Here is a 19,992-nt window from a genome sequence, read left to right as displayed (position 1 = left end):
CTTTACTGTTTACCCGCGGGATCGTCGTGCTGTGGCTGTTGCGGAGATTGGTGCGCCGGCGGCTCTACCCAGTCCCCCGAGTCCTTCTGCGAAGCGTAGAACAGTCCCATCGCGCCCGCCACGCCGAGGATGATTTGCACGACGCCGTCCGCCCCGTACAGCGCGATCGGCACCGCCGTGGACCCCGGCGACATCATGTACAGCGTGACCATGCGCAGCGCGAAGAAGGTGGCAAAGATCTGCAGGAGGCGTCGCGCCGCCGCCGCGCGCTTCCCCCGGTTGGCCACCATGCGCAGCGCGACGGCAAACCCGGCCAGGATGAGTAGCTGGATCAGCGCCATGAGCACAACCGAGCCGTAGATGCCGAGGTTGAGCATGGCGTCGCTGAGATCCTGGCCCTTCGCCGCCTCCTTGGCGCTCTCGCGCAGCGGGGCGGGGTCCAGCACGGTCATGACGACGGTGAGGATCTGGTGAATCAGCTCGCCGCCGATCATCACCGCCCAGCACGCGAGCATGAGGCGCACGGCCTCGGGCATCGAAGTGCTTGACGACGCTCCTCCGCCCGGCATCGGGCGCTGCTCCGGTGCCCGCTGGGGCGTCGGGGGAAGGCTAACCATAAACGCTACTTCAGTTCCTTTGCTGCCTCGATGGCGTAGTAGGTCAGAATCTGGTCCGCGCCGGCGCGCTTGATGGACATTAGCGACTCCATCATCGTTTCCTCGAAGTCGATCCAGCCGTTGCGGCCGGCGGCGACCATCATCGCGTACTCGCCGGAGACCTGGTAGGCGGCCACCGGCACCGGGGAAATCTCGGCGACCTGGCTCAGTACGTCCAGGTACGGCAGGGCCGGCTTCACCATGACAAAGTCCGCGCCCTCGTCGAGGTCCAGCTCCGTCTCCAGCAGCGACTCGCGGATGTTGGCCGGGTCCTGCTGGTAGGTGCGGCGGTCGCCCTGGAGGGAGGAGCCGACGGCGTCGCGGAACGGGCCGAAGAACTTCGACGCGTATTTGGCGGAGTACGCCATGATGGCCACGTCCTGGTGGCCGGCCTGGTCGAGGGCCTCGCGGATAACGGCGATCTGGCCGTCCATCATCCCGGACGGGCTCACGATGTGCGCGCCCGCCTCCGCCTGGGAGACAGCCATCTGGGCGTAGAGCGGCAGCGTGGCGTCATTGTCCACGAACTGGTTGCCGTAGCGGTCCGTGCTCAGGGCGCCGCAGTGGCCGTGGTCGGTGAACTCGTCCAGGCAGGTATCCGCCATGATGAGCAGGTCGTTGCCAAACTCCTCGCGCAGCGCGCGCAGGTTGCGGTTGAGCACGCCCTCGGGGTCCCAGGCGACGGAACCGGTGGCGTCCTTGTCCTCGTCCAGGGGAACGCCGAACAGGTCGATGCACTTCACGCCGGCCTCGAGCGCCTCGTGGCACAGCGCCTTGAGGGAGTCCGTGGTGTGCTGGTACACGCCCGGCATGGACGTAATCTCGCGCTTTTCCTCGATGCCGTCGGCCACAAACATCGGGAGAATGAAGTCCGCTGGGTGCAAGCGCGTCTCCGCGGTCAACGCGCGCATCGCGGCGTTTTGGCGGAGGCGGCGGGGACGGCGGGGCAAATCGTAGGTAGACATGGCCACCATCATAGGCCCCGTGGCCGTGCGTACCTACTCGCCGGACGCTTTGGCCACGGGCTTGCGGCGGGTGCGGCGCTTCTTCCGCGGGGGCGGGAGCTGGCCGGCAGCACGCAGGTTGGCGACGTGGTTCGCGAGGGCGTCGATAAGCGAAGGCACGTCCGCCACCTCGGGCACCACATCCACACGCAGCCCCTGCTCCTTCGCCTCGGCCGCGGTGCTCGGGCCGATGCAGGCGATGATGGTGCGCTGGTGCGGCTTGCCCGCAATGCCCACGAGGTTCTTCACCGTGGACGCGGAGGTGAAGCAGACGGCGTCGAAGCCGCCCGTCTTAATCATGTCGCGGGTCTCGGGAGCCGGCGGGGCGGCACGCACCGTGCGGTACGCCACCACGTCGTCGACCTCCCAGCCCTTCTCCTTCAGGCCGTCGACGAGCAGGTCAGAGCCGAGGTCGGCGCGCGGCAGCAGCACGCGGCTGACGGGGTCGATGTCCTCGACGTACTCGGGGAAGATCTCCACCATCCCGGCCGCGTTCTGCTTCGTGCGGTGCGGCACCAGCTCGGGGAACATGCCGCGGGCGCGCAGCGCGTCCGCCGTCTTCTGTCCCACCGCGCCCAGGTGGACGCCGGCGAAGGAGCGGGCGTCCAGGCCCAGCTGCGCAAACTTCTTCCACACCGCGTTCACGGCGTTGACGGAGGTGAAGAGGACCCACTGGTAGCGGCCCTCCACGATGCCCTTGATCGCGCGGTCCATCTGCGCCGGGTTGCGCGGCGGCTCCATAGAAATGGTGGGGACGGACTGCGGGATCGCGCCGTAGGAGCTCAAGCGGGCGTTCATCGGCCCGGCCTGCTCCTTCGCGCGCGGCACGAGGACGCGCCAGCCGTAGAGGGGGCGGTTCTCCCACCACGAGTACTTCGAGCGGTCATCCGCCACCGCGCCGAGCGTGACCACGAGGGATCCGGGCAGGTCGGCGTCCAGCTTGCCCAGGGTTTCCAGGGTGGCGTCGACGGTGCGCTGCAGGCGCGTCGTGCCGTGGGTCGTCACCGCGACCGGCGTGGACGGTCCGAAGCCGCGTTCCATGAGCGCGTCGGCGATCTCGGCCAGCTGCTCCTGCTCCGCCTGCAGCACCAGCGGCTGCGGCGCGGACGCCAGCTGGTCAAAATCGATGCCTTCGATACCGGAGGTCAGGTCCGCCTCGGTGTAGGTGGAGCCGAGCGCGATGCCCGCAAACGACGGCACCGTGGACGGCAGGCTCATGCCCGGCACGACCTGGAACTCGATGCCCGCGGCGGCGACGGCGGAGATCTCCTCCATCACCGCGTCGCGGGTCAGCGGGTTGCCGCGGACCAGGCGGACCACGTCGCCGTCGCCGGCCTCGCCGCGCTCGATGGACGCTGCGGCCTCACCCAGGGCGCGCTGCACGGCCTCCACGATGGTGTCGGCGGACAGCGCGAGCTCCTCTACCTCGGCCGCGGTCGGGTCGTCCGGGCGCGGCGGCTTTCGGCGCGCACCCGCTTCCTTCGCTTCCGCGACCATGCGCGCGTACGCCTCGTCGGCGGCCTGCATTTTAGCCTTGGGAACAGGCAGTTTAGCGGCGACGACGTCTCGGGCACCCTGAGCGACGTCCGGATCAACGAGGGCGATAGAATTAGTTTCCATCACCTCGCGTGCGCGGACGGTAAGCAGATCAGGGTTGCCCGGGCCTGCACCGACGAAGATGACCTTCCCCGGTGGGGGCGTAAGCGAGGGCAATGTCATAGAACGATCTTTTCTAAGGCGCAAAACAGTAGCCTCGGCGCAACAGGACGCTCAGTGCGGGCTGCGCGCAGCAAGGCGCGCCCTCCCCATGGGACCCAGTTGCGCCGGGGCAATCCGACGTATGGTAGTTACACCTTAAGATGGAAGCGGCCCGAAAACCAAACCCGCGTCTTACTCCATGATGTCCGCGGCCCCGCGCTCGAGCAGCTTCTCGGCGGCCTCGCGCCCCAGCGCCGCGGCATCGGTGCCGGTCAACGTCTCCACCAGCTGCGCGGAGCCGTCCACGGCGAAGACGCCAGCGTGGAGCGTCAGCGCGCCGTGCTCCCCCAGTTCCGCGTACGCCGCGACCGGGGCGGTGCAGCCCGCCTCGAGGGTGGCCAGCACCTGGCGCTCGGCGGCGGCGCACGCGGTCGCCTCCGCACTGACAAGTGCGTCGAGCGCCGCGCGCGTCGCCGCGTCGTCCGCCCGGCACTCCACGGCCAGCGCACCCTGCGCCGGGGCGGGCATGAGCGTCGCCGGGTCGAACACCTCGGTGGCGCGCTCGGCGTACCCGCCGCGGCACAACCCCGCGTAGGCGAGGATGATCGCGTCCAGCTCGCCGCGCTCGACGTAGCTCATGCGGGTTTCGATGTTGCCGCGGAGCGGGCGAATGTCCAGGTCGGGGCGCAGCGAACGCAACTGCGAGACGCGCCGCGGCGCCGAGGTGCCCACCTTCGCGCCCTGCGGCAGCTGCGCGAGCGTCAGCCCATCCCGCGCGATGAGCGCTTCGCGGTTGTCCTCGCGCTCCGGGGTGACGAGGTGGAGGCGGGCGTCGCCAGCCGTGGGGAGGTCCTTGAACGAGTGGACGGCCACGTCAACTTCGCCGGACGCGAGGGCGTCGCGAAGCGCGGTGGTGAACACGCCGACGCCGATGCGCTCGACGGGCGACATATTCAGGTCGCCGGCGGTGGTCACGATGTGCAGTTCCGCCTCAGTGCCGCCCGCGATCAGCGCGTCGCGCACGTGACCTGCCTGCGTGGTGGCCAGGTGGGACCCGCGGGTACCAATCTTGAGCATCAGTTCTCCTTCGCCTGCAGTTCGTCCGGCCGCGGCAGGCGCTGCGCGTCCACCGCCACCGAGGATCGCCCGAGCCCGAACAGCTCCTCGATCGCCATTTCTACACTCACCGTCTCGGAGGATGCGGCGAGCTCCTTAATCTTCACCGTCGGCGTGTGCAGAAGCTTATCGACGACACGCTTCACCGCCCTACCAACCTGGTCAAACTCCTCCTCGGAGAGGTTGGGCAGGCGCGCGCGCAGCCGTTCGAGCTCCTGCGCCTGCACCTCCGCGGCCGTCTTGCGCAGCCGCGTCACCGCCGGCGCGACGTCGCGGACGCGCTGCTCCGAGCTGAACTCCTCGACCTCCTCGCGCACGATGGCCTCCGCCTGCTGCAGCGCGCGGGAATCCTCGCTGTCGTTGTCGCGCAACGTCGCGTGCAGTGACTCGATGTTGATCAGGCGCACGCCGTCGCGCTCGGTGACGGCGTCATCGATGTCGCGCGGCAGGGAAAGGTCCACCAGCACGGTCGGGCCGGACAGGTCCTCGGGGGTGATGGTGAAGTCGTCCGACGCCGTGGCGGAGACGGTGATGTCCGCCCGACCGATGGCACCGGCGCGGGCGTTGAAGTCCACGACCTCCGCGGCAACGCCCGCCTCCCGGGCGTGCTCGGCCACGCGCTCAGCGCGCGAGCGCGTCCGGTTCGCAATGATCAGCTTGTCCACGCCGCGCTTGCCCAGGTGGGTGGCGGCCAGCGAGCTCATCGCGCCCGCCCCCAGGACCAGCGCGGTGGTGCCGGAGAAGTCCTCTCGTTCCATTTCGCGCATGGCCTGGTCCAGGCCGAGCGTAACCATCGACGCGCCGGAATCATCAATCGCAGTCTCGCTGTGCACGCGTTTGCCGGTGTGCAGCGCGGTCTGTGCCAGCGAGTGCAGGGCCGGGCCGACGGTGCCGCGCTCGGCGGCGTCCGAGTAGGCGGAGCGCACCTGGCCGATGATCTGCTGCTCCCCCATCACCATGGAGTCCAGCCCCGCGGCCACGGTAAACATGTGCTCCGCGGCGGCGTCGGCGTAGCGCACGTAGAGGTAGCCGCGCAGCTCCGCCTCGGGCACGCCTGAGACGTCCGCGAGCACGTGCAGCACGTCCTCGACCCCGGCGTGGAAGGCGGTCGCCACGGTGTAGACCTCGAGACGGTTGCAGGTGGAGATGATCATCGCTTCCGTCAGCGCGGGCCGGGACACCAGCGCCGTCGCCGTGTCGTGCTGCACCGTCTCGTCCATACTCAGCCGCTCCAGCAGCGCCACCGGCGCAGAACGGTGCGACATCCCTACGACGAGCACACTCACACAATCACTCCAGCAATCCAGCCAAATCCAGAAAAAATCAAACTAAAGGATACCCCGCTACGACCTGAGTTCCGCGACGAGGTCGTCCGAGTCTACCTCCCAGCAGGCGAACTCCTCGCCGTCGATCACCACGACGGGGACGCGGTCACCGTACTCGGCGGCGTTGTCGGGGTTGGCGTCGACGTCGATAAGCGAAAGCTCCGCGCCGCACTCCGCCACGAGCGGGCGGATTTGCGCGGCGACGCGGTCGCACGACCCGCAGCCCTCGCGCACCATGAGCTCGACCCTCTTCACGTTTGGTCACTCCCTCTCCGCGGAAACCCAAGCGGTACGATATTCCAGAGTTCCAAGCTATCTCACGCGCATCCCCGACCGCGAAAGGCAGGACATGACCGAACACCGCGATCTGCTCGCGTACTGGTCCGTCTCCCACGGAAACTTCCGGCGCTTCCTGGAGGAACTCGCCCTGCCCCCGCTCGATGACTCCGCCCAACGCACTGCCGGCGAAGCCGCCGCGGCGGCCGCCATCGAGGAAACGTTCGGGCTGACTATCGACGATTTCTCGCTCGGCATCGACTCCGTCGGCGGCGCCTTCAACACCGCCGGCACCCCCACCATCACCCCGCCGGACCCGGACGTGCCGCAGGACACCGAGGCCGCCGCGTTCTTTGACGTGGACAACACCCTCATCCAGGGCTCCTCGCTCATCCTGCTCGCCGAGGGGCTGGCGAGGCGGCGCTTCATCACCGCCGGCGAGCTGTTCCCGGCCCTGCTCAAGCAGATCCGGTACCGGCTGCGCGGTGCGGAGAGCCACTCGGACATCGCCGCGGGGCGCGAGCAGGCGCTGGGGATTGTGAAAGGCAAGCGCGTCGACGAGCTTAAGGCGCTGTGCCAGGAGATCGTGGAGCGCCAGATGCTGGACAAGGCGTACCAGGACACGATCGAGCTGGCCAGCATGCACATCGCCGCGGGCCAGCAGGTGTGGCTGGTCTCCGCCACGCCCGTGCAGATCGGCCAGGCGCTGGCGAAGCGGCTCGGCTTCACCGGCGCGCTGGGCACCGTCGCGGAGGAGCAGGACGGGGTGTTCACGGGGCGGCTGGTCGGCGACATCCTGCACGGCCCCGGCAAGAAGCACGCGGTGGCGGCGCTTGCCGCGATCCAGCGCCTTGACCTGGACAAATGCACGGCCTATTCGGACAGCATCAATGACCTGCCCATGCTCGGCATGGTCGGGGTGCCGGTGGCGGTGAACCCGGACCGGGCGCTGCGCCGCCACGCCCGCGCAGCCGGGTGGGCGGTGCGCGAGTACCGGCCGCTGCGCAAGCTGGCGCGCAGCCGCGTGGCGCTGGGCGTTGCGGGTGCGGTCGCGGTTGCCGGTGTGGCGGGTGTGGCCGCGGCGAGGCGGGGCGCCGACCATACTGATGCGGCTCTTGAAGGATGACGAGACGGCCATGACGAAGATGCGACTAACCTCTCGCATTTTCGTCATCCGGTCTTCGTCAGTTAGGCCGCACCCCACCCGGCACAGGTGCGCGGGCACGAAAAAGCACCCGCCCCAACGGGAACGGGTGCGGGCCGACAGGGCCTACTTGCCCAGCTTACGACGCTGAACGCGGGTGCGGCGCAGCATCTTGCGGTGCTTCTTCTTGGACATGCGCTTGCGGCGCTTCTTGATCACAGAACCCATGGGGCTTCCTCGTTTCCTTGGTGTACGTACAGTGCCTGTCAGCGCGACCGCCACCCCGCCAAGCGGGGCGAACGGGCCGGCGTGAGGTGCACACTCCGCAGGGCGTGCGCCGACATCAATGGTTGACAGCATACAGCCCGCCGCGTGTCCAACCAAAAATCCGGCGCCGCCCGCCTTGACTGGAAGCGAGCGGCGCCGGTTGCAGCGCAAGGGCGTTATCCCACGTCGTAGACGGAGGACTCCAGGTACTCATTCACCGCGCCCTCGTTCACACGGAACGACCGGCCCACGCGCACGGCCGGCAGCTCGCCGGAGTGCACGAGGCGGTACACCGTCATCTTGGAGACGCGCATGATCTCTGCGACCTCTGCGACTGTCAGGAACTTACCTTTGTCTTCGTTTGCCATAAAATACTTAACCCTTCAGCACGGTCGCGCTGTAGGCTTCCCCTCCCACAGGACGAACACGCACGTGCCTGAACCAGACTATCGTGAAACCAGGGCCGAATGCGACCTGAGTGCCAAAATTTTTCTGTGAGTCCCCAGAGACACCGCGTCATTGATGTGAAGAGTGGGACGCAGAGTGCCTATCGACGCCACACCCACCCCCACACACCATCACCCGATCTCCGCGGAACGGTTCGCGCAGGCCTCCGTCGCCCGGTAGAACGCGCCGCGCAGCCCGGACTCCTCGAGCTCCCGGATGGCCGCCACCGTCGTCCCGGCCGGCGAGGACACCCCGGCCCGCAGCTCGGTCGGCGTCTGCTCCCCCTCCAGCATCGCGCCGGCGCCGGCGGCCGTGGCGGAGGCGAGCTCGGTGGCGAGGTCGCGGGGCAGGCCGAGGGACACGCCGGCGTCGACAAGCGCCTCTGCAACCAGGAAGAAATAGGCGGGGCCGGAGCCCGAGAGCGCGGTGACCGCATCCATCTGCTTCTCCTTGACCTCGACGAGCTTGCCGGCCGCGGAGAGCAGCTCGCTGATCGCGGCGTGCTGCTCGTCGTCAACGAAGCGGCCGAACGCCGCGGCGAGCAGGCCCTTGCCCACCAGCATCGGGGTGTTGGGCATTACGCGCACGATCGGGGTACCCGCGGCCGAGACGGCCTCCTCCATCGCCTGCAGCGAGATGCCCGCGGCCATGGAGACCAGCACCGTAGCGGAGTCGGAATCGGCGATGTCGGTGCTGATGTCCTCGATGAGGCCGAGGATCTGGCCCGGCTTCACGCACAGGAACGCCACCTGCGATTCGGAGACGGCGCCGTTGTTGTCGTCGGTGACGTTGACGCCGTAGCGGTCGGCGAGCTCGTCGCGGCGCGCCGCCGTGCGGTTCGTGGCCGTGATCTGTTTGGGGTCGATGCCGCTGGCCACCAGGCCGGACAGCAGGGCCTCGCCGATGCTGCCGGCGCCGAGGATGGCAATCTTGCCCTGGAACGTGGGTGCAGTCGTGGATTCCATGGTGGACAGACTAAACCCTCCACCGGCAATTGCGCTCAGTGGAGGGCTCAGTGGAGGGTTTGTACTGCGGGGGCGTCTAGATCAGCGCCGGGCCAAACGCCATGACCACGGCGGCGATGCCCGCCATCGTGACGGTCAGCGCGTCCTTGCCGGTGCGCATCGCGCGCACGCCGAAGATGACGGCGAGGACGGCGACCACGCCCAGGATCGCGGCGACGATGGTGGACATGTGCGCCCAGACCCACTGGAAGGCGAGGAAGCCGAGCACGCCGAGCAGGACGCCGACGAACACCAGCAGGACCAGGACGATGGGGTTGACGCCCTCGTCAACCGGCTCGTCCACCTCCGCTGCCTCCGCTGCTTCCGGCGACTGGACAGGCGCTGCCGGCTCGACGGGGCGCTCCTCGCGCGGCTCGACGGGCGCGGTTGCCGACGGCTCCGGCGCGACGACCGGGATCTGCGACGTGTCTTCGGTACGCACCGGACGCGACGCGCCAGCAGTCTGAGACTCAGTTCTCGGCTCAGCCCTGGGCGCAGCCTTCGGGGCGGACGCGTCGGGGACCTTCCGCAGGACGGCGGTGTCGCCCGCGGACGGCGCCTTCGGCTCCGCGGGCTGCTTTGGCTCCGCCGGCTGCTTCGGCTCCGCCGGCTCCGGCGAAACCTTCACCACCTCGACGGGGGCGGAAGCGCCGGTTGGCTTCGCGCCCTTGGGGGGCTGCGGGGGTGCGTCGATAGGCACGTTGGAGTGCTTCGACTCCGGCGGGCGCGCCTCGACCTTCTTCAGGGACCCGGTGAGCTCCGCGACAGACACGCCGCCGTCTTCCAAGCTGCGGCGACGCCGACGGCGCTTGCCTGCCTCGGGGTTGTCCTGCTGGGCCCGGGCAAGAAGCTCCGCAACGGTCAGCTGCCGTTCCTCAGACATTAGGCGTTGTCTCCTTCGTCATCTCCTGGGGCAAGTCCCTGGTCAATCCGCTTCAGAATGACGCCTTCGCGCAACGCCCAAGGACAGATCTCTAACTTATCAAGATTAAGTGCACGCATCGCGGCTTCGGCCACCAGGGCACCCGCGACAATCTGGTGGGAGCGGTCCGAGTTGATGCCCTCGAGCTCCGCGCGGTCCGCCGCTGTCATGCGGGAAATAAAGGCAATGAGCTGGCGCAGCCCCGGGGCGGTGAGTGTGCGCTGCACGTACGGTCCGGCCGAGGAGGGCGCGGCGCCCGTGAGGCGGGCCAGGGAGCGGAACGTCTTGGAGGTGCCGACGGCCAGGCCGGCCTCGCCAAGCGCGCGGAACTCGTCGGCCGGGCCGACGAGCTCGGCGTCGATAAAATCGCGCAGCGCATTAATCTTCTTGCGCTCCGGCGGGTCGGTGTCGAACCACTCGTGGGTCAGACGGCCGGCACCCAGGTTGAGCGACACGGCCAAGTCCGGCACCTCTTCGGTGCCGGTGGACAGCTCAAGGGAGCCGCCGCCGATGTCCAGGTTGGTGATGCGACCGGCGGACCAGCCGTACCAGCGGCGGACCGCCTGGAAGGTGGAACGCGCCTCTTCCTCGCCGGAGATGACCCGCAGCTGCACGCCGGTCTTCTTCTCCACCTTCTTCAGCACCGCGTCTGAGTTCGTCGCCGAACGCACCGCCGAGGTGGCAAACGCGAGCAACTCATCGCACTTGAGCTTGTCGGAGAGGTCCTTGGCCTCTTGCACGGCGTCGATAAGCTTGCTCACGCCCTTGTCCTCGATATTGCCGTCCGCGTCCAGCTGCTCCACAAGTCGCAGGGGCTGCTTCCAATCGCTCATCGGGGTCGGGCGGCCGCCGGAGTGGGCATCTACCGCCACGAGATGGACGGTATTGCTGCCAACATCTAATACACCTAATCGCACACCACTAGGGTAATGGGTCTACCGTGTTGAGGTGTGAATCAGCCAGCTTCGAACCAAGTTTTTCTCGGTTTCCCCGCAGACTCGCCGGCCGGAAAGTCCATCCTGGCCGGGCGCGAAACCCGCCCAGACTTCCCGCACGAATGGTTCGAGTTCGTCCACCCCGACGACCCCACCCACTACTTCAGCCTCGACCTGACCTGGCTGGAATCCACCTGGTCGTGCCGGTTTGGCACGCCCGAGTGCCTGGGCATTGATGAGAGCTTCCCCGTGGTCGGCTGCTGCATCCACGGCGCGTACCTCTCGGACGAGTCGGACCGCGACGACCTCTACAACGCCGTTGCGGAAATGCCGGCGAAGTACTGGCAGCTGCGGCCCGCCGAGACCGACTCCTACATTGCCAACGCCGACCCGACCATCCTGGAGCCGTGGCTGGAGTGGGACGACACCGAGGAAGAGGACGACGGGCCGCACATTAAGACCCGCGTGGTCGACGGCGCGTGCATCTTTGCCAACCGTTCAAAGGAAGGAACGGGGCCGGGGTGCGCCCTGCACCAGTGGGCGATGGCGGAGGGCCGCAACATCATCGGCTCCAAGCCGGAAGTGTGCTGGCAGGTGCCGTTTTCGCGCGAGGACGAGTACGAAGAGCGCTCCGACGGCGAGGAGATTCTGCGCACCACCATCGGCGAGTACGACCGGCGCCAGTGGGGCGGGGGCGGCGAGGACTTCGACTGGTGGTGCACCAGCGCCCCCAGCTGCCACACCCCCACCGGCAGCGGCTCGGCGACGCCGGTGTGGCAGTCCATGAAGGACGAGCTCACCGCGCTGATCGGCGAGAAGCCCTACGAGATCGTGGCGGCGCACTGCGCGGCGCGCGCGGCGCTACCCGCCGAGGCGAAAGCGGTTCACCCGGCGGCCCGGAAGCAGGCTTAGCCCTCGAACTTGTAGCCCAGGCCGCGGACCGTGACCAGCAGCTTCGGCTTGGACGGCTCCGCCTCGATCTTGGTGCGCAGGCGTTTGACGTGGACGTCGAGCGTCTTCGTGTCGCCGACGTAGTCCGCGCCCCAGATCCGGTCGATGAGCTGGCCGCGGGTGAGGACGCGGCCGGCGTTGCGCATCAGGTACTCCAGGAGGTCGAACTCCTTGAGTGGCATGGGGACGGGCGTGCCGTCGATAAGCACTGTGTGCCGCTCAATGTCCATCTTGACGCGGCCGCCAACGAGGACCTCCTGCTCGGCCGGCTTCGCCTCCTCCGTCTCGCCACCGCGGCGCAGCACGGCGCGGATGCGGGCGATGAGCTCGCGGGTTGAGTACGGCTTGGTCACGTAGTCGTCGGCGCCGAGCTCCAGGCCCACGACCTTGTCAATCTCCGTGTCGCGGGCGGTGACCATGATGATCGGGACCGAGGAGACGGAGCGCAGCGACTTGCACACCTCGGTGCCGGACATGCCCGGCAGCATGAGGTCCAGGAGGACCAGGTCCACGTCGTTGTCGCCGAACTGGTCAAGTGCGCTGGGCCCGTCCTGTGCCACGAGCGTGTCAAAGCCTTCCTTTTGCAGGAGGTAGGCCAGGGGATCAGCCAAAGATTCTTCGTCTTCAACGATCAGGATGGTTGTCACAGGTCTTCCCTTTCCTACTTATTGGCTTTCACTCGACGCATGACGTTACGCACCGGGGTGTTCGTGCCCGACTTCGGCTGCCCCTTGGCCGTCACTGCTGGCTCGCCCGCCGCTTCCGATTCGGCGGCCGCGCGCTCGAGCTCCGCGCGCTCCGCGGCCTGCTCCGGGTCGAAGATCGGCAGCTCAATGGTGAACGTCGATCCCGTTCCGGGCCGGGACCATAGTTTGATGTTACCCCCGTGGTTTGCCACCACGTGCTTCACAATGGCCAAGCCCAGGCCGGTCCCGCCCGTGGAGCGCGAACGGGCCTTGTCCACCCGGTAAAAGCGCTCGAAGACGCGCTTCTGGTCCTCGGGGGCGATGCCGATACCGCGGTCGGTCACGCGCAGGTACAGGACGTTGCCGCGCACCACCTTCTGGGTGATGCTCACCGGCTTGCCGTCGGGCGAGTAGTTCACCGCGTTGGAGACGAGGTTGGACACGGCTGCGGTGAGCAGGGGGCGGTCCCCCATCACGCGCAGCCCGGTGCGTTCCCCGCGGATGAGCTCGATCGAGCGGTTTTCCGCGCCGACGTGGTTGCGCTCGATTGCGTCGTCAATAATCTCGTCCACCCGCACCGGGCTCATGTCCGGGAGCGCCTCCGCGCCCTGCAGCTTGGACAGGGAGATCAGGTCTGTGATCATCTCCCCCATCCGGTGGGCTTCCTTTTGCAGCTTCGCGCCAAAGTAGGTGACCATGTCCGCGTCCGTGGGGTCTTCCATGAGCGCCTCTGCAAGCAGCGCCATGCCGCCGACCGGCGTTTTCAGCTCGTGGGAGACGTTGGCCACGAAGTCGCGGCGCGCGTTTTCCATCCGCACGTTCTCGGATTCGTCGGTGACGTAGACCACGGCGTACGAGTTCTGGGTGAGCGTGAGCGGCTTAATCACGGCGCGCACGTTCCGAATCCGGCTGCCCGTTGCGCGCTGCGGGAGGGCGAGGGCGAGGATGTGCTCCTCTTGGTCGTCGAAGACCTCCTCGGCCACCGCCCACACCTCGGGGTTCACGGTGCCGTCGTGCACGACGGACATGTCGTGGGCGCGAGCGTTGGAAAGCGTGACGTGTCCCGAGCGCTCCATGACGGCGATACCCGTGGGGGAGCCCTGAATAGCCAGGTGATACATCTGGCTGATCGAGCTTGCCTGCGGCTCCGACTCCGCCGTGTACTCCCGGTTGCGCTCGCGCCAACGCAGCGCCCGCCGCAGGATTGGAGCGGCGAGCGCGGCGACTGCGATGCCCAGGAAAAAGGCGATAAGTGGGGTCATGCAGACAACTTTAGGGTCTTACTTCTGCCCCTGGTTTGCCACGGCAGCGGCGCCGGCAGCGGCGGCCTCCGGGTCCAGGTATGTGCCGCCCGGGTTGAGGACCTTGCCGTCCGCGTCAATCTCGTAGACCAGCGGCATGCCGGTCGGGATGTTTAGCCCGGCAATGTCGTCGTCCGAAATGTTGTCCAGGTACTTGACCAGCGCGCGCAGGGAGTTGCCGTGCGCGGCGATCATCACGGTCTTACCTTCGAGCACCTGCGGCAGGATGACGTCGACGTAGTACGGCAGGAAGCGCTCGACAACGTCCTTGAGGCACTCGGTGCGCGGCACCTCCGGGAGGAAGGCGTAGCGCGGGTCGTGGGTCTGGGAGTACTCGTTCTCCGGGTCGATCTCCGGCGGCGGGGTGCCGTAGGAGCGGCGCCAGGTCATGAACTGCTCCTCGCCGTACTCGTCGCGGATCTCCGCCTTGTTCAGGCCCTGCAGCTTGCCGTAGTGGCGCTCGTTGAGGCGCCAGTTGCGCTCCACCGGGATCCAGTGACGGTCAGCCGCGTTGAGTGCCAGGTTTGCGGTGCGGATCGCGCGGCGCAACAGAGAGGTGAACACCATGTCGGGCAGCACATTCTGCTCGGCCATGAGCTTGCCTGCGTTGATTGCTTCCTGCTCACCCTGCTCGGTCAGGTTGACGTCAACCCAGCCGGTGAATTGATTGGACTTGTTCCACTCGCTTTGCCCGTGACGGACAAGAATTAGCTTTCCGTTACTCATGGTTCCCAGCATGCCACGATTCCGTTCAGCATGCGTTCACGTACTCTCATAGACAGACCTTTTAAACCACCATTCGAGGAGGACTTATGAAGCTCGCCCGCACCCGTAAAGTCGTGGCCGTAGCGCTTTCCGCCGCAGCACTCGCCGCAACTTTCGCCGCCCCCGCTACGGCGCAGGAGCCCGCGCTGGTAGCACCCGGCGGCGCGTTCCGCGTCTTCCCGCAGGAGCCGCAGACCGAGATGCCACTCGAGGGTGCGGCCAACGGGCACATCACCATCCCACCTGAGGCCAGCGTGGCGTCCTGCTCCCAGGGCCCGAGCGGCACGATCCGCGGCGAGCGCGTCCTCCTTATCGCCGGCCACTGCGTGCTCCAGGACAACGAAACCCCGACGTTTAGCACCGAGGCCACCGTCCCCGTCGCCGGCAAATACCCGCGCATCGGCGAGCGCAAAGCCGCCCACAAGCCCACCGAGTACGAGCACACCTTCTGGCCGCACGAGTTCTTCTGGGACACCGTCAACACCGACGACTGGGGCGTCGTGCTTATCGACGATTCCGTGCCCGCCACCAGCATCTCCCAGTCCAGCAACGCGGCCGGCGCCCCGGTGAGTGCCCCCGTGCAGCTGCGCAGCATCCGCGACTACCCCACCCTGCCGGTGAACCAGTTCAGCACGGACAACTTCGGCCAGCCCATCTGTAAGGACGGCGCGACGTCCGGCCGCTCCTGCGGAACGCAGATCGGCCGCAGCCGCAACGGCGTCTACTCCTGGGGCCTGAACTACCAGGGCGGCGACTCCGGCGGCATCAACTACGACCCGAACGACGGCGCCGTCATCGGCGTCACCTCCATGGGCATCGGCCCGCTGGGCAAGGCCCAGCCGGCGGACCGCATCATCGAGGACGCCTACGGCGTGCCCGACGGACACGTCAACGAGGAGTTCACGCTGGAGCAGTCGACGGCCCCGCACGCGGAGTACACCTCGCTGAACCAGGAGTTCGACCAGGTCATGAACACAATCCAGGAGGAGAACCCGGAGGTGGAGATCTCCACGCCGAAGGAGGCCTGGGACAAGTCGGTCGCCGTCGCGCAGCAGGATGCCAACACCCTGGCGCAGCGCGCGAGCCAGGTCAACTCCGTGGAGGGCGCGCAGGAAGTGGCAAACATGGCCGGCGCGGCGGCTGACCACCACGCCCAGCAGCTCGCGGTCACTGGGGCGAACTACCTGCTCAACGACGTCCTCGGGCAGGGCCGCCCGCACTAGCCCGCACTAGCCGCCGATGGCGCGGCGGTCGTCCATCCCGGGCTCAAACTCGGCGATCGTCCGCTCGTAGACGCCGACCAGCGCCTTCGCGCTCTCCTGCCAGCTAAAAGTGGCGGCGTGCGCGACGGCGGCTTCGCCCATGGGGATGCGCAGGGGATCGTCGTCAAGCAATGCCCCGAGCGCCTCGGCCCAGCTGGCGGGCTCGTGACCATCCACGAGCACCCCGGTCTCCCCCTCCGCCACCGCGAGCGGCAGCCCGCCCACGCGCGCGGCGACGACGGGGGTGCCGGTGGCCTGCGCCTCGACCGCGACCAGGCCGAACGACTCGTTGTAGCTGGGCACGGCGACGACGTCCGCCGCCTGGTAGATGGACACCAGCTCCTCCGGCGGCCGTGGCCCCAGGAAGCGCACGAGGTGTCCAACGCCCTCGTCGCGCGCGAGCTGCCGGTAGTGGTCCACGCTCGCACCGCTTCCCGACGCCCCGCCGCACACAATCGCGCGCACCGGCAGGCCCGGCTGCTCGCGGTGGAGCTGGCCCAGCGCCCGGATGAGCACCTGCGGCCCCTTGAAGTCCTGCAGGCGCCCCACGAACGCGACGACCTTGGCGTGCAGCGGGATGCCCAGCTGGCGGCGCGCCAGCTCCGTGTTGCGGTTCGTGCCCGGCGTGAACAGTTCGGTATCCGCGCCCGGGGTGACCACGCTGATTTTGCAGGGGTCCACGTCGTAGTGCCGGGAGAGCTCGTCAATCTCGTCGCGGGTGTTCACCACGAGGGTGTCCGCGTTGTCCACGAGCTGCTGCTCGCAGATGCGCCGGGCCTCGCCCTCGGAGCTGCTATTCGACGCCGCGTTTTTCACCGCCGCCCACGTGTGCCCCGTGTGCACGAGCGGGATGCCGGCCAAGTCTGCGAGCAGCCAGCCGACCTGGCCCGAGAGCCAGTAATGGGAATGGATGAGGTCGTAGCGCAGGTCGTGGGCGCGCGTGAACTGGACGACACCGCCCGCGAACGCGGCGAGCTGGGTGGGCAGTTCCTCCTTGTGCAACCCCTCGTAGGGGCCGGCGACGATGTTGATCACCCGGAAGTTCTCGCACACCTGCACCACCTCCCCCTGGCTGGGGCGGGTCGCGCGGGTGTACACGTCCACCTGGACGCCCTGGCGCGCGAGCCCCTTTGCCACGTTAAAGGTGTACACGTTCATGCCGCCGGCATCGCCCACGCCGGGCTGTTCCAGGGGCGAGGTGTGCATGGAGATCATTCCCACGCGCAGTGCATCTGCATCCATAGCGCCCCAGGGTAATGCAGCGCGCGTACCTAGTAGGCGGCGTGCTTGTGCCAGGCGCTGAAGTCGCTGGCCACGTCGGCCGCGAGGTACTGGTAGGCGCGCTTGGTGGGCGCCGCCAGTCGGTCCAGGTCCACCACTGCCCCCTCGGCGAGGTGCCGGTCGTACGGGATTGCATGCACGGCGCGGGTGCGCGACGCGAAGTGCGCAGCGAGCTTGTCCGTATCAATGGTGGGCTTGCCCGGCGCGGCCGCGGAGATGACCACGGTGGAGTTGGCCGCGAGTTGGTCGTAGCCGTGGAGATTGAGCCAGTCCAGCGTGGCGGCGGCGGACTGGGCGCCGTCGAGCGCCGGCGAGGTGACCAGCACGAGCGCGTTGGCCAGGTCCAGCACGCCCGCCATGGCGGAGTGCATCAGGCCGGTGCCGCAGTCGGTGAGGATGACGTTGTAGTGGTGTTGCAGGATGTCGATGGAGCGGCGGTAGTCCAGCTCGGAGAACGCCTCGGAGACGGCGGGGTCGCGCTCGGAGCCGATCACCTCGAGCCGGGAGCTGGACTGGTTGGTGTAAGCGCGCACCTGCGGGTAGCGCGAGGTGTCGGGCGCGGCGAGCAGGTCGCGGATGGTCGCCGGGGTGGTCGCCGCGGCGCGCTGGGCGAGCGTGCCCAGGTCCGGGTTGGCGTCGATGGCGATGACGCGGTCGCCGCGGGTCTCGGCGAAGATGCCGCCGAGGGCCACGGTCGTCGTGGTCTTGCCCACGCCGCCCTTGAGGCTCATCACGGCGATGCGGTAGTCGCCGCGGAGGGGTGCGCGGATGGCGTCGATAAGCTGCTCGTGCTCGAGCTCCTTGTGCGAGCCGCCGGGGTTGATCCGGCCGCGCGTGGCGGTGTGGACGAGTTTGCGCCAGCCGCGTTTTGGCGGCGCTTTGACGGGATCGACCAGGTTGGAGTGGTCGAGCGCTTGTGGCGGGACGAGCTCGATTGGGCCGTCACTGAGCGTGGTCACAGAAATCCCCCTTGAATTGTTCCCCCTGAACGTGTGGGCACCAAGCCTAAGGCAGCTGGGGGAAGCGTGCAACGCGAATGCGTTTCGGAGGATGTTCCAAGCGAAAAACTTTCCAAAGTTACGGTTGCGTAGGTTATACTCGCATCTACTTATTTCACTATAACTAAGGAGTGACGGTGAGCGCATCCGACGAGAAGGCCTGGATCCAGCAGTACGCGGAGTGGACGGACCCGCACCCTAGGCTGGGCAGCGACACCCTGGTCAGCATGTTCAATGCCAACGTGGCCGCCACCCCGCAACGCGACGCCACGTGGTTCATGGGCAAGGCACTGACGTACGCGCAGCTCAACGAGAAGGTCACCCGGCTGGCCAACGCGCTTGCCGGGCTCGGCGTGCGCCGCGGCGACCGCGTCGCGCTCGCGCTGCCGAACTGCCCGCAGCACGTCGTGGCGCTGACCGCCGTACTACGGCTGGGCGCAACCGTGGTGGAACACAACCCGCTCTACACCGCCTACGAGCTGCGCGACCAGTTCATCGACCACGGGGCGAAGGTGGCCATCGTCTTTGACAAGCAGGCGGACACCTTCACCACACTCACCGAAGACACCCCGCTTGAGACCGTCGTCTCCGTGAACATGATCGACGAGATGCCCTGGGCCACGCGCGCCGCGCTCTCCGTGCCAGTCGGCCCAATCCGAGACAAGCGCGCGCAGCTCACCGGCCCGGCGCCCGGCACGATCGATATGAAGGACCTCCTGGAGGGGCGCGGCGGCGCGCACGTTGCCAGCCGCGGCGGGGTACCGGCCGGCGAGCCGCCGATCAGCGCCGACGACCCGGCGGTGATCCTGTACACCTCAGGCACGACCGGCGCGCCGAAGGGCGTGCCGCTCACCCACCGCAACATCACTTCCGTGCTCACCGCGGGCGTGTCCTGGCTGGAAAACTGGGGCGCGGTAGAGGAAAAAGTGCTGGGCATCCTGCCCATGTTCCACGTCTACGGCCTTACGCTGAACTACGCGCTGCCGCTCACCTGCGGCGCGCAGATGGTGCTGCTGCCGGCGCCCAAGCCGGAGCTGTACCAGAAGGCCATCCTGAAGACGCGGCCCACCGTCCTGCCGGGCGTGCCCACCCTGTACGACCGGATCATCGACTGGGCCGTCGAATCCCACGCGGACCTCTCCTCTATCCACACCTCCATCTCCGGCGCGTCCACCCTCCCGGCCCACACCATCGAACAGTGGGAGCAGGCCACCGGCGGCCGGCTCATCGAGGGCTACGGACTCACGGAGACCTCGCCAATCCTGGCGGGCAACACACTCGACGGCACCCGCCGCCCCGGCTACATCGGCCTCCCCTTCCCCAACACGGAGATCCGCATTGCCAACCCGGACAACCCGACGGAGACCGTGCCGGACGGCGAGCCCGGCGAACTCCTCGCGCGCGGCCCCCAGGTGTTCTCCGGCTACCTCAACAACCCCGAGGCCACCGAGAAGACCTTCTACCAGGACTGGTTCCGCACCGGCGACATGGCCGTGATGGAGCCGGACGGGTGGATCAAGCTGGTCGCGCGCATCAAGGAGCTCATTATCACCGGCGGCTTCAACGTCTACCCCGACGAGGTCGAGCAGGCGATCCGGCAGCACCCGGACGTCACCGACATCGCCGCGGTAGGCCGGCCCCGCGCGGACGGATCCGAGGACGTCGTCGCCTGCGTCACCCTGCGCGACGGCGCGGCGCTCGACCCGGAGGGGCTGAAAACCTTCGCGCGCGAGCGCCTCACCCGGTACAAGGTGCCGCGCACCTTCTACCACTTCGAGGAGTTGGACCGGGACCAGACCGGCAAGATCCGCCGACGGGACGTGCAGCGCACGCTCATCCGGATGCTGGAAGAGGACGGCGCATAACGGAACATTACGGGCCGCAACGAGGCGCAGAAGTTCACAGAAGCCCCACATCTCCCGCTACGGTAGAGAAAGCTACGGAAGCGTAAGGT

20 protein-coding genes are annotated in these 19,992 nt (G+C 67.9%); 4 read left to right on the top strand and 16 right to left on the bottom strand.

Annotated elements, in window-relative coordinates:
* Positions 1 to 2: 2 nt before the first annotated feature.
* From OVO38_RS00560 to OVO38_RS00535, 6 genes are all read right to left on the bottom strand, one after another.
* A complete protein-coding gene (locus tag OVO38_RS00560) occupies positions 3 to 617 on the bottom strand; it encodes a hypothetical protein (protein WP_133064814.1) in 615 nt (204 codons plus the stop codon).
* A 5-nt stretch (positions 618 to 622) separates the two neighbouring features.
* Entirely contained in the window at positions 623 to 1,621 is a 999-nt protein-coding gene (hemB, locus tag OVO38_RS00555) for a porphobilinogen synthase (RefSeq protein ID WP_165765491.1), read from the bottom strand.
* Between the two features lie 33 nt (positions 1,622 to 1,654).
* Positions 1,655 to 3,379: a uroporphyrinogen-III synthase gene (locus OVO38_RS00550; protein ID WP_095547051.1), complete on the bottom strand. Its 1,725-nt coding sequence runs from the start codon at positions 3,377 to 3,379 to the stop codon at positions 1,655 to 1,657.
* Positions 3,380 to 3,550: 171 nt separating this feature from the next.
* Positions 3,551 to 4,435, bottom strand: coding sequence for a hydroxymethylbilane synthase (gene hemC, locus OVO38_RS00545; protein WP_267207495.1), 885 nt, complete (start codon positions 4,433 to 4,435; stop codon positions 3,551 to 3,553).
* Positions 4,435 to 5,760 carry a glutamyl-tRNA reductase gene (locus tag OVO38_RS00540; RefSeq protein WP_267207494.1) on the bottom strand — a complete coding sequence of 442 codons (1,326 nt, stop codon included), beginning with the start codon at positions 5,758 to 5,760 and terminating at the stop codon, positions 4,435 to 4,437. The genes hemC and OVO38_RS00540 overlap by 1 nt, the downstream gene beginning before the upstream one ends.
* A 57-nt stretch (positions 5,761 to 5,817) precedes the next feature.
* A complete protein-coding gene (locus OVO38_RS00535) occupies positions 5,818 to 6,036 on the bottom strand; it encodes a glutaredoxin family protein (protein WP_095275327.1) in 219 nt (72 codons plus the stop codon).
* A 112-nt stretch (positions 6,037 to 6,148) separates the two neighbouring features.
* Here OVO38_RS00535 and OVO38_RS00530 point away from each other — a divergent pair, with 112 nt between their 5' ends.
* Positions 6,149 to 7,201 (top strand): HAD-IB family hydrolase, encoded by a 1,053-nt coding sequence (locus tag OVO38_RS00530; RefSeq protein ID WP_239215537.1) that lies wholly within the window; start codon positions 6,149 to 6,151, stop codon positions 7,199 to 7,201.
* Positions 7,202 to 7,345: 144 nt separating this feature from the next.
* Here OVO38_RS00530 and OVO38_RS00525 read toward each other — a convergent pair whose 3' ends face one another.
* From OVO38_RS00525 to OVO38_RS00505, 5 genes are all read right to left on the bottom strand, one after another.
* Positions 7,346 to 7,447 (bottom strand): 30S ribosomal protein bS22, encoded by a 102-nt coding sequence (locus OVO38_RS00525; protein ID WP_003855542.1) that lies wholly within the window; start codon positions 7,445 to 7,447, stop codon positions 7,346 to 7,348.
* Positions 7,448 to 7,662: 215 nt separating this feature from the next.
* A complete protein-coding gene (locus OVO38_RS00520) occupies positions 7,663 to 7,854 on the bottom strand; it encodes a helix-turn-helix domain-containing protein (RefSeq protein WP_095275138.1) in 192 nt (63 codons plus the stop codon).
* Positions 7,855 to 8,064: 210 nt separating this feature from the next.
* The gene (proC, locus tag OVO38_RS00515; RefSeq protein ID WP_267207493.1) at positions 8,065 to 8,898 is read right to left on the bottom strand and encodes a pyrroline-5-carboxylate reductase; all 834 of its coding nucleotides are present in this window, start codon (positions 8,896 to 8,898) and stop codon (positions 8,065 to 8,067) included.
* Positions 8,899 to 8,974: 76 nt separating this feature from the next.
* Entirely contained in the window at positions 8,975 to 9,820 is an 846-nt protein-coding gene (locus OVO38_RS00510; RefSeq protein ID WP_267207492.1) for a hypothetical protein, read from the bottom strand.
* The gene (locus OVO38_RS00505) at positions 9,820 to 10,776 is read right to left on the bottom strand and encodes a Ppx/GppA phosphatase family protein (RefSeq protein ID WP_144717795.1); all 957 of its coding nucleotides are present in this window, start codon (positions 10,774 to 10,776) and stop codon (positions 9,820 to 9,822) included. The genes OVO38_RS00510 and OVO38_RS00505 overlap by 1 nt, the downstream gene beginning before the upstream one ends.
* A 33-nt stretch (positions 10,777 to 10,809) precedes the next feature.
* Here OVO38_RS00505 and OVO38_RS00500 point away from each other — a divergent pair, with 33 nt between their 5' ends.
* Positions 10,810 to 11,706 (top strand): hypothetical protein, encoded by an 897-nt coding sequence (locus OVO38_RS00500; RefSeq protein ID WP_095275142.1) that lies wholly within the window; start codon positions 10,810 to 10,812, stop codon positions 11,704 to 11,706.
* Here OVO38_RS00500 and OVO38_RS00495 read toward each other — a convergent pair.
* From OVO38_RS00495 to OVO38_RS00485, 3 genes are read right to left on the bottom strand one after another with little or no spacing between them, the layout of a single operon-like run.
* Positions 11,703 to 12,392 carry a response regulator transcription factor gene (locus OVO38_RS00495; protein ID WP_095275143.1) on the bottom strand — a complete coding sequence of 230 codons (690 nt, stop codon included), beginning with the start codon at positions 12,390 to 12,392 and terminating at the stop codon, positions 11,703 to 11,705. The genes OVO38_RS00500 and OVO38_RS00495 overlap by 4 nt on opposite strands.
* A 14-nt stretch (positions 12,393 to 12,406) precedes the next feature.
* Positions 12,407 to 13,693 carry a sensor histidine kinase gene (locus OVO38_RS00490; protein ID WP_095546980.1) on the bottom strand — a complete coding sequence of 429 codons (1,287 nt, stop codon included), beginning with the start codon at positions 13,691 to 13,693 and terminating at the stop codon, positions 12,407 to 12,409.
* Positions 13,694 to 13,711: 18 nt separating this feature from the next.
* Positions 13,712 to 14,458, bottom strand: a complete 747-nt coding sequence (locus OVO38_RS00485) for a phosphoglyceromutase (protein WP_267207491.1) — start codon at positions 14,456 to 14,458, stop codon at positions 13,712 to 13,714.
* Positions 14,459 to 14,544: 86 nt separating this feature from the next.
* Here OVO38_RS00485 and OVO38_RS00480 point away from each other — a divergent pair, with 86 nt between their 5' ends.
* Positions 14,545 to 15,720, top strand: a complete 1,176-nt coding sequence (locus OVO38_RS00480) for a hypothetical protein (protein ID WP_267207490.1) — start codon at positions 14,545 to 14,547, stop codon at positions 15,718 to 15,720.
* A gap of 6 nt (positions 15,721 to 15,726) precedes the next feature.
* On the opposite strand, the gene mshA is transcribed toward OVO38_RS00480, so the two are convergent.
* Both mshA and OVO38_RS00470 read right to left on the bottom strand, forming a co-directional pair.
* Positions 15,727 to 16,986 (bottom strand): D-inositol-3-phosphate glycosyltransferase, encoded by a 1,260-nt coding sequence (gene mshA, locus OVO38_RS00475; protein WP_416358558.1) that lies wholly within the window; start codon positions 16,984 to 16,986, stop codon positions 15,727 to 15,729.
* 44 nt (positions 16,987 to 17,030) lie between these two features.
* A complete protein-coding gene (locus OVO38_RS00470) occupies positions 17,031 to 17,999 on the bottom strand; it encodes a MinD/ParA family ATP-binding protein (protein ID WP_233125686.1) in 969 nt (322 codons plus the stop codon).
* Between the two features lie 176 nt (positions 18,000 to 18,175).
* On the opposite strand from OVO38_RS00470, the gene OVO38_RS00465 reads away from it, so the two are divergent.
* Positions 18,176 to 19,903, top strand: a complete 1,728-nt coding sequence (locus OVO38_RS00465; RefSeq protein ID WP_267207488.1) for a long-chain-fatty-acid--CoA ligase — start codon at positions 18,176 to 18,178, stop codon at positions 19,901 to 19,903.
* The last annotated feature ends 89 nt before the right edge of the window (positions 19,904 to 19,992 follow it).

This window comes from Corynebacterium sp. Marseille-P8863 (genome assembly GCF_946902955.1).
In the GTDB taxonomy this organism is placed as follows: Bacteria; Actinomycetota; Actinomycetes; order Mycobacteriales; family Mycobacteriaceae; genus Corynebacterium; species Corynebacterium gottingense.
The sequence above is the reverse complement of the archived record's forward strand: the minus strand, read 5'-3'. Positions and strand labels throughout refer to the sequence as shown.